This window comes from Bradyrhizobium sp. Leo170, assembly GCF_004296405.1.
Taxonomy (GTDB): Bacteria; Pseudomonadota; Alphaproteobacteria; order Rhizobiales; family Xanthobacteraceae; genus Bradyrhizobium.
In genome coordinates this window covers 1-9,429 of record NZ_PSRR01000343.1, presented here as the reverse complement: position 1 = coordinate 9,429, position 9,429 = coordinate 1, and the positions used below count along the sequence as shown (strand labels likewise).

General features: G+C 63.8%; 7 protein-coding genes and 1 pseudogene. All 8 read left to right on the top strand.

What is annotated here, in order from left to right; all coding sequences use genetic code 11:
• Positions 1-624: 624 nt before the first annotated feature.
• The 8 genes and pseudogenes from CWO89_RS36025 to CWO89_RS35990 all read left to right on the top strand — a co-directional run bounded on the left by CWO89_RS36025 (position 625) and on the right by CWO89_RS35990 (position 9,276).
• A complete protein-coding gene (locus CWO89_RS36025; protein ID WP_130583167.1) occupies positions 625-1,725 on the top strand; it encodes an ABC transporter substrate-binding protein in 1,101 nt (366 codons plus the stop codon).
• Entirely contained in the window at positions 1,703-2,734 is a 1,032-nt protein-coding gene (locus CWO89_RS36020; protein WP_130583166.1) for an ABC transporter permease, read from the top strand. Before CWO89_RS36025 ends, CWO89_RS36020 begins: the two co-directional genes overlap by 23 nt.
• The gene (locus CWO89_RS36015; RefSeq protein WP_130583165.1) at positions 2,728-3,525 is read left to right on the top strand and encodes an ABC transporter ATP-binding protein; all 798 of its coding nucleotides are present in this window, start codon (positions 2,728-2,730) and stop codon (positions 3,523-3,525) included. The genes CWO89_RS36020 and CWO89_RS36015 overlap by 7 nt, the downstream gene beginning before the upstream one ends.
• Complete coding sequence (locus tag CWO89_RS36010; RefSeq protein WP_130583164.1) at positions 3,519-4,691, top strand: acyl-CoA dehydrogenase family protein; 1,173 nt, start codon at positions 3,519-3,521, stop codon at positions 4,689-4,691. The genes CWO89_RS36015 and CWO89_RS36010 overlap by 7 nt, the downstream gene beginning before the upstream one ends.
• Positions 4,692-4,720: 29 nt before the next feature.
• Complete coding sequence (locus CWO89_RS36005; RefSeq protein ID WP_130583163.1) at positions 4,721-5,821, top strand: LLM class flavin-dependent oxidoreductase; 1,101 nt, start codon at positions 4,721-4,723, stop codon at positions 5,819-5,821.
• Entirely contained in the window at positions 5,818-6,759 is a 942-nt protein-coding gene (locus CWO89_RS36000; RefSeq protein WP_130583162.1) for an ABC transporter substrate-binding protein, read from the top strand. Before CWO89_RS36005 ends, CWO89_RS36000 begins: the two co-directional genes overlap by 4 nt.
• Before the next feature lie 331 nt (positions 6,760-7,090).
• Positions 7,091-7,936, top strand: a complete 846-nt coding sequence (locus CWO89_RS35995; protein WP_130583161.1) for a CmcJ/NvfI family oxidoreductase — start codon at positions 7,091-7,093, stop codon at positions 7,934-7,936.
• A gap of 84 nt (positions 7,937-8,020) precedes the next feature.
• A pseudogene (locus tag CWO89_RS35990) lies at positions 8,021-9,276 on the top strand (MFS transporter).
• Positions 9,277-9,429: the final 153 nt, after the last annotated feature.

Here is a 9,429-nt window from a genome sequence, read left to right as displayed (position 1 = left end):
CACGGGCGCTGGCGTTCGTGGAGAGAGAATCCCCACCCGGTTTGCGCTTGCAGCGCAAACCGACCTCCCCTTTTCAAGGGGAGGTGACACTCCCAGCTAGTTCAGACTCGATAGCTTGCGCGTAACAGAGCGAAGGCGAGTGGGTCTGCTCATGTCTCCTTTTTTAATTTCGCTCGCCCATTGCGTAGAGAACGCGTGGGCTTTCCATCGAGTGTATGAGCGGAGCTCTCGCAGTCAACGAAACGGAAATCTGAATTAGCGAGGCGCGCGACAAAAAACGTCTCGTTGGTTTCCTCCGCGGAGAAAGCGCTACGCGCGCCGTTGCAAGACGGCTAAATCCCTATGCGATTGGGGGGTAGCGCGCAGGCTGTCGACAATCGTGTCACGACGAAATCGTTTCATCGTCTGCCGCTGGGATCGTGGAGATAATCCCTTTCGCCCGCGCAACATTCGAAATTCCATTTCATTGACGATGACACGATCGCACCGCATCATTTGTGCGTTGCTTTGAGTGCGAATGGCGCCGGAGAAATCCGCCTTTTTACAGCAATAGCTCTGAACGAAATGCGTGCGCGCCGAGTGGCTCGCGCGAACGGCGGAGCCACGTCGAATGCAGGGGTGAAGATGTCGATTGAAGAGAAGAAGAATAGATTGGCGATGGATCGGCGGACGCTGTTGCGCGCCGGTGCGGCCGCAGCTTTTGCCGCGCCGATCGGGGCCTTTGGTGCGCAAGCGTTTTCCGCGCGTGGTGTGGTACCGGCGATCGACTTCTCCGAGTTTCCCATCTGCAAGACGGCATCCGATGTGCCGCCGCTGACCGGTGCGCCGCGCAAATTGAAGCTGTCATGGAATGCGGGCGCGGTGTGCCTGGCGCCGCTGCCGGTCGCGATCGACTACGGCTTCTTCCAGAAGCAGAACCTCGACATTGAGCTCGTCAATTACAGCGGCTCGACCGACCAGTTGCTGGAGGCGATCGCCACCGGCAAGAGCGATGCCGGGCTCGGCATGGCCTTGCGCTGGCTCAAGCCGCTGGAGCAGGGCTTTGACGTCAAGATCGCCGCCGGCACTCATGGCGGCTGCATGCGCGTGCTGACCCGCGTAGGCTCCGGCGTCGACAAGCTCGCCGACCTCAAGGGCAAGATCGTCGCTGTCGGCGATCTTGCCGGCCCCGACAAGAACTTCTTCTCGATCCAGCTTGCCAAGCAGGGCTTTGATCCGAACAAGGACGTCGACTGGCGCGCCTATCCCGGCAACCTCCTCAATGTCGCGGTCGAGAAGGGCGAGGTGCAAGCCTTCCTGGCCTCCGATCCGCTTGCCTATCTCTGGCTCAAGGACAGCCAGTACAAGGAAGTCGCCTCCAATCTCGACGGCGAGTATCGCGACAAGACCTGCTGCATCGTCGGTCTCCGCGGCTCTCTCGTGCGCAACGAGCCGCATGTCGCACGCGCGATCACCCAGGCGCTGCTCGACGCCGCGATGTTCACCTCGCAGAATCCGGAGAAGGCCGCGAAGTCGTTCCAGCCCTATGCGCCGAAGGCAGCTTCGCTCGCCGATCTCGAGGCGATGGTGCGCTATCACACCCATCACCATCACCCTGTTGGCGAAGTCCTGAAGCGCGAGCTGAAGGGTTATGCCGACGATCTGAAGACCGTCTCGGTGTTCAAGCAGAGCACCGATACGGCGAAATTCGCGGAACGGATCTATGTCGACGTATTCAGTGTCTGACGCATCGGCCGCAGCCGGACAGGCGGCAGCAGGTGCCGGCCCGGCCTGGCTCGAAAGACTCCGCAGCGGCGGCTATAGCGCCGGCCTTGCCGCCGGCGTCGTGTGGTTGGCGTTCGGTGCGTCCTGCCTCTATTGGGAAGATCTTGGTGACTGGTCGCGAACGCACGGGCTTGCGATCGGCGCGTTCGTGATCGCAGCGCTTGCGGTGCTTGGCACGCTTGGCGCCGATTTCCTCGGCGGCGCCGGGGTGGCGCTGCGCCGGCGCGCGCCGTGGCTGCTGGCGCTCGGGATATTCTTCACGTTGTGGGAGATCGCCACCGCAAAATTCGGCTGGCTGCCGCTGCCGTTCTTCCCGCCGCCGCAGTCGATCCTGGAAGTCTATACCGATGATCTGCCAAAGTTGCTCGACAGCGTCATTGCGTCCGTGAAGCTGCAGCTTGGCGGCTATGTCATCGGGGCCGCCATCGGCTTCCTGACCGGCGTATCGATCGGCTGGTCGCAGAAGGTCGGCTATTGGGTGCATCCGGTGCTGCGCTTCATCGGTCCGCTACCCGCGACCGCCTGGCTGCCGATTGCGTTTTTCACCTTCCCCTCGAGCTGGAGCGCGAGCACCTTCCTGATCGCGCTTGCGACCGGCTTCCCGGTGACGGTCCTGACCTGGTCGGGCGTTGCCAGCGTGCCGAACGCCTATTACGACGTCGCGCGGACGCTGGGAGCAAAGCCGTCGTTCCTGGTGCTGAAAGTGGCGATCCCCGCGGCGCTGCCGCATGTCTTCGTCGGCCTTTTCATGGGGCTCGGGGCTTCGTTCGCCGTGCTGGTCGTCGCCGAGATGATCGGTGTCAAGGCCGGCCTTGGCTGGTATCTGCAGTGGGCGCAGGGATGGGCGGCCTACGCCAACATGTATGCCGCGCTGATCGTGATGTCGCTCCTCTGCTCCGGTGCGATCACGCTACTGTTCAAGACGCGAGACCGGCTGCTGGTCTGGCAGAAGGGCGTCGTCAAATGGTAGCCGCTGCATTGGCTGAGGCCGTCACCACTCCCGCGGTCGGCGCCGCGCTCGATATCGAGCACGTCAATCACGCCTTCGATATCGACGGCGCCGAGCTTCCAGTCTTGGATGACGTCACCCTTGCGATCGAGCCCGGCGAATTCGTCGCGCTGCTCGGCCCGTCCGGCTGCGGCAAATCCACGCTGCTCCGGCTGGTCGCAGGACTAGAGAAGCCGCGCAGCGGCGTGCTGCGCGAAGACGAGGTCCGCATCGCAGGCCCGCACCCGTCGCGCGTTGTCGTGTTTCAGGACCCGACGCTGTTTCCCTGGCGCTCGGTCTGGGACAATGTCGCGCTCGGGCTGGAGGCGCAGGGCATCCTGAAAAGCCAGCGCCAGCGTGTCGACGCGGCGATCGATCTGGTCGGTCTCTCCGCCTTCAGGAAAGCCTATCCGCACCAGCTTTCCGGCGGCATGGCGCAGCGCGTCGCGCTCGCGCGTGCGCTGGTTAACGATCCGAAAGTGCTCATCCTTGACGAGCCGCTCGGCAAATTGGATTCGCTGACGCGGATCACCATGCAGGCCGAGATCGTCTCGCTCTGGCAGCGCAAGGGCTTCACCACGCTGCTCGTCACGCATGATGCGGAGGAGGCGCTGTTCCTTGCCAACCGCGTCATCGTGCTCAGCGACCGCCCAGCGCGCGTCAAGGCCGACATCAGGGTGGATCGGCCGTATCCGCGTCATCGCGGTGATCCCTATCTCGCCGATCTGCGCCGGCAGATTCTCGGCCTGCTTGGGCTCGACGCGACATGGTGACGACGGCGGCGAAAGAGCGGCTGCCGTCCGAAGCGCCGGACCATGTCGCGCGCGCCTTGCAGCTTGCCGAGGGCATCGCCGAGCGGGCGGCGGCGCACGACCGCGATGCCAGCTTTCCGTTCGAGAATTTCGCGGACCTCGCGAAAGCGGGTCTGCTCGCGCTGACCGTCCCGGCCGCGCTTGGCGGGGCAGGGGCGGGTGCGCGCGACGCTGCGCGCATCCTTACCATCATAGGCAAGGCCGATCCGTCGACCGCGCTGGTGCTGTCGATGCATTACATCAACCATCTGGTGATGGCGCGCAGCCCGCGCTGGCCCACACGTCTGTCGCGCAAGCTTGCCAAGGAGACGGTCGAAGGCGTCGCGTTGATCAACGCGCTGCGTGTCGAACCCGAACTGGGATCGCCTGCGCGAGGTGGATTGCCGGCGACGATTGCGCGCCGCACCGATACCGGCCGGCGGCTGAGCGGCCGCAAGATCTATTCGACCGGCGCGCCGATCCTGAAATGGTATCTGGTGTGGGCCAAGACCGACGAGCCGGAAACCCGCGTCGGCCAGTTCCTGGTGCCCGCGGGCTTGCCCGGAACGAGGATCGAAGAAACCTGGAACCACCTCGGCCTGCGCGCCAGCGGCAGTCACGACGTGATCTTCGAGGACGTCGTGTTCCCGCTCGATTACGAGGTTGACGTCCGCAAGCCGGAGGAGTGGACCGCGCCTGATGTCACCCAGGCGACCGTCCATGCCATCTTCGTGGCCGCGATCTATGATGGCGTCGCTCGCGCCGCGCGCGACTGGCTGATCAAGTTCCTGCGCGAACGTGTTCCGGCCAATCTCGGCGCCCCGCTCGCAACATTGCCGCGAGCCCAGGAAATCCTTGGCGGCATCGAGGCGCGGCTTGTCGTTAATGCCCGCCTGATCGACAGTTTTGCCGGTGAGTTCGATGCCGGCTTGCCGCTCAGTGCGACCGAGTCCAATATCGTCAAGCTGACGGTGACCAACAATGCCGTCGCCGTGGTGGAGGACGCGCTGTCACTTGCCAGCAATCACGGTCTGTCGCGACACAATCCGCTGGAGCGGCATTTTCGCGATGTGCTGTGCGGCCGCGTCCACACCCCGCAGGATGACTCCACCCGCATCGCCGCCGGACGCCTGGCGCTAGGCATCTGAACAACAGCCAACAAGATCGGAGCTTCCCCATGTCAGTCGAGTTCATCGGCTTCATCACCACCAACAATGCGTCGGAGACCATCGTCCGCTCCGGTCCTGTGCTCGATCCGCCCTATATCGAGACGGTGGCCAAGGCGCATGAGCTTGCCGGCTTCGACCGCGCGCTGCTCGCGTTTCACTCGACGACGCCGGATGCGCTGCAGGTCGCCCAGCACGTGCTCGGCATCACCAGGAAGTTGAAAGTGATGATTGCGCAGCGGCCGGGCTTCACGGCGCCGACGCTATTGGCGCGCCAGCTTGCCACGCTCGACCAGTTCTACCCCGACCGCGTCTCGCTGCACGTCATCACCGGCGGCAACGCCACCGAACTGCGCCAGGACGGCAATACGCTCGACGACAAGGACGAGCGCTACGCGCGCACCAGCGAATTCCTCGACATCGTCCGTCTGGAATGGACCAGTGAGAAGCCGTTCGATTATCGCGGCAAGTACTACCAGGTCGAGCGGGGCTTTTCGCAGATCAAGCCGCATCAGAAGGGCGGCATCTACACCTTCGTCGGCGGCGGCTCGGATGCCGCGGTCGAGGTCGCGGGCAAGCACGCCGACACCTTCGCGCTGTGGGGCGAATCTTATGCGCAGGTGCGCGACGTCACCGCGCGCGTGCGCACTGCTGCCGCCAGGCATGGCCGGCCGGCGCCGCGCTTCAGCCTCTCGGTGCGGCCGATCCTCGCCGACACCGAGGAGAAGGCATGGGCAAAGGCAGAGGCGATCCTCGAGCGTGCCACCGAGTTGCAGGATCAGACCGGCTACCGCAAGCCGGCGGATGGTCATGCCACCGCGGGCGCGAAGCGGCTGCTTGCGCTTGCCGACAAGGGCACGCGCATCGACAAGCGGCTGTGGACCGAGATCGCCAAGCTGACCGGCGCCAACAGCAACACCACCGCGCTGGTCGGCACGCCCGAGCAGGTCGCCGAAGTGTTCGGCGATTATTACGACCTCGGCGTCAGTCACTTCCTGATCCGCGGCTTCGATCCGCTGATCGATGCGATCGACTATGGCCGCGAGCTGATTCCGCTGACGCGCAAGCTGATCGCCGCGCGCGATGCGACGCGTGGGATTGCCGCCGAATGATCCGGTTCGCTCTCGCTATTCTGCTCGCGCTCGGCGGCGCGAGCATCGCGTCCGCGCAAACCACGCTGCGCGTCGGCGATCAAAAGGGCAATTCGCAGGCGGTGATGGAAGCCGCCGGCGTGCTCAAGGATGTGCCCTACAAGATCGAGTGGAAGGAGTTCGCGGCAGCCGCGCCGCTGTTGGAAGCGCTCAGCGCCGGCGCGATCGATACCGGCCTTGTCGGCGATGCGCCCTTCACCTTTGCCGCCGCGGCAGGCGTGCCGGTGAAGGCGATCGCTGCCGTCCGGCAGTCGCGCGAAGGGCTCGCGATCGTGGTGCCCGAGAAATCCGCGATCAAGAGTTTTGACGATTTACGCGGCAAGAAGATCGCGACCGGCCGCGGCTCGATCGGTCTCCAGTTGATCCTGGCCGCGCTCGAATCCAGGGGCTGGCAGGCGAGCGACGTCCAGATCGTCTTCCTCGCGCCGTCGGACGCCAAGGTCGCCTACACGCAAGGATCGGTCGATGCCTGGTCGACCTGGGAGCCCTATGTCAGCCAGGAAGAGGTGCTGTTCAAGTCGCGCCGTGTAATCACCGCGGAGGGTATCACGCCCGGCCTCGGCTTTCAGGTCGCAACGCCAAACGCGATCAAGGACAAGCACGAGCAATTGCAGGATTTCGTCCGGCGTCTCGCCGCGGCACGGGCATGCTCGCAGAACAATGTGGCCGGCTATGCCGAAACCTGGGGCAAGCTGATGAACATCCCGACCTCGGTGCCGCTGAACTGGCTCGTGCGGGCCAAGATCCAGATCACCCCGATCGATGACGGCGTCGTGAGCGACGAGCAGAAGACCATCGATCTCTATCACCGCTGGGGCTTGATCAAGCAGCAGCTCAACGCCGCTGAGATCGTCGACCGCTCGTTCGCGACGGCGATCGGCAAGGGCACGGGCTTGTGAGCCCGCGTCAGTGTTCGACCTCGACCGCTCGCCCCAACCGTCATTGCGAGCGAAGCGAAGCAATCCATGCCTCCACAAGCCGAGAAATGGATTGCTTAGCTGCGCTCGCAATGACGGGGAGAGAGCGGTGGCTCGCAATGACGCGTGGGCCGCACCTCCCAAAAGTGTGATCAGCGGAAATAATCCGCTTGGCGAGTTGAGAGCGCCGAAAGGATTTTTCACGTTTCATCCTCGCAAGAATGTCAACGTTGCTATTTCTTGGACTCCCTTGCCGGGGCGGTTCACCCGGCCAAAATGAAGCAGAACGAACAATGGAGTCCGGGAGACCACCATGGGCCTGCATGAAACCAAAATCGAGTCGCTTCCCTTCGTCACTGCCGAGCTCAACTATCTCGCCCCGGTAGCGGGCAAGCCACGTACCTACGCCTTTGATCCGCCACCCGGCGAGCCCAAGTCGACGGCGCTCCTCGAACCCCACAACGTTCCGATCTTCGACGGCCGTCTGATCGCCAACCAGTTTTCGCTCGACCGCGAAGGCTTCGCGCTGGTCAAGCATCCGACCGCGGTGAGGAACTATTACGACGATAACGAAATCAGGCGCGTCTACTATCCCGCCGTCGAAGCCTTCCTGAAGGCGACGTTGAAGGCCGATCGCGTCGTCATCTTCGACCACACTGTGCGCAAGCGCGTCGAGGGCGCACCTGATGTGCGTGACGGCACGCCGCGACAGCCGGCGACGCGGGTTCATGTCGACCAGACTGATCTGTCCGGCCGCAACCGTGTGTTCGAACATCTGCCGGATGAGGCCAATGAACTCGTCAAGGGCCGCGTGCAGGTGATCAACCTGTGGCGGCCGATCCGCGGGCCGCTGCGCGATGCGCCGCTGGCGATGGCCGACGGCCAGTCGGTGGCGCCGGGCGATCTGATCGCCTCCGACCTGATCTATCCGAACCGCCAGGGCGAGACCTATTCGGTGAAATATAACGCGAACCATCGCTGGTTCTATTTCCCGGAGATGACGCCGGACGAAGCGCTGCTGCTCAAGTGCTACGATTCCGCAACCGACGGCCGCACGCGCTTCGCGCCGCATACGGCCTTCATCGACCCCACAACCCCGACTGATGCCGAGCCTCGCGAAAGCATCGAAGTGCGGACGTTGGTGTTCCACAAGCACTGAGCTGCCTAATACCTAGGCACAGATTGGCGTTCCCGGCCTATTGGTGATACGCCGTCCCGAAATTCCTCGGAGACGAGATGATTCGTGGGCGGCGTTACCAAAGAAGATGCGGGGTCCAGTACCCGCACGCTGATTTTTGCTCTGTTGGCCTTGGCTTGCGGCCATATGCTATCGACCCTGCTGCGGACGATCCCGGCCATCAGCCTCGACCTGATGGCCGCCGATTTCGCGACGCCGCCGCAGACGCTCGCGAGTCTGACCTCGATCTACCATTCGCCTTTGCCGCATCGCAGGTTCCCGTCGGCGCCGCGATGGATCGCTTCGGCGTTCGCCCGGTCTCGCTCAGCCTGCTCGTTGGAACCATCTTCGGGGCGGTGGCATCCGCGTTCGCGACCGGACCGGGGAGCTTCCTCGTTGGCCAGCTCATGCTGGGGATCGCGACATCAGGCATGCTGATGTGCCCGATGACGCTGGCTGCGAAACAGCTTTCCCCGATGCGGTTTGGCCTGTGGTCGGGTGCGATCCTGTCGATCGGCAACATCGGCATGCTGCTGTCGTCGAGCCCGTTGGCCTTCGTGGTCGACCGTTTTGGCTGGCGGGCGGGGTTCTGGATATCGGCCGTTGGCGGCGTCGCGGTGCTGCTCGCGGTGTTCGCGCTGGTGCCGAAACAGCCGGCCGAGCACAAGGACGATTCGTCGCCGCTTTCGCAAATGATGGAAGTCTTGCGCCTTGGCCTGTCCCGCCCGCTCCGGGGCCTCGTCGCCTTGTCGCTGGTCTCGCTGGCGGCGTCGCTGGTGCTGAGGGGATTGTGGGGCGGGCCGTGGCTGATGGAGGTCAAGGGGCTCACGCGCATCGAAGCCGGCAACCAACTCGGACTGTTCACGCTGGCCCTGATCGTCGGGCCGGTCTGCATCGGCATGGTCGATCGCAGGCTCGGCCACCGGCGCACCGTGGTTGCGGCGACCCATTTCGCATCGGCGCTGCTGCTTCTCCTGCTGGCCCTGGGAGCTCCGGGTTACCCGGTATCTGGTCTGTTCGGCGTCGCCGTCATGCCGCCGCAATATGATCTGGTCCTGTTCGTCCTGATCGGTCTTGCCGTGTCGGCGCAGCCGCTGCTCTACGGCATGACCAGGCAGCTCGTTGACGCCCAGAGCGCCGGCAAAGCGCTTTCGGCGATCAATCTCTCCTTCTTCCTCGGCGCGGCGCTGATGCAGTCCATAACCGGCGCGGTGGCGGCGCTCTACGGATTGCCGGCAGTGATGATGTTCATGGCCGCTGCCCTGCTGGCCGGTACGGTGGTGTTTTTGATCTATACGTTCCGGGCGGCGGCGATAAAATAGCCGATGTTCTCCGCTTTGTTGGCGTCGATGGAAGTTCCTTTCGGCGCCGGCCGTCCATGATCGCTCGATCGCTGCAACGCACCATTTCATTTCTCTGCCCATATTTACGCGCTATTGTTGTGGGTGGGGAAAACGCAGCAGGCTGCTATCAGA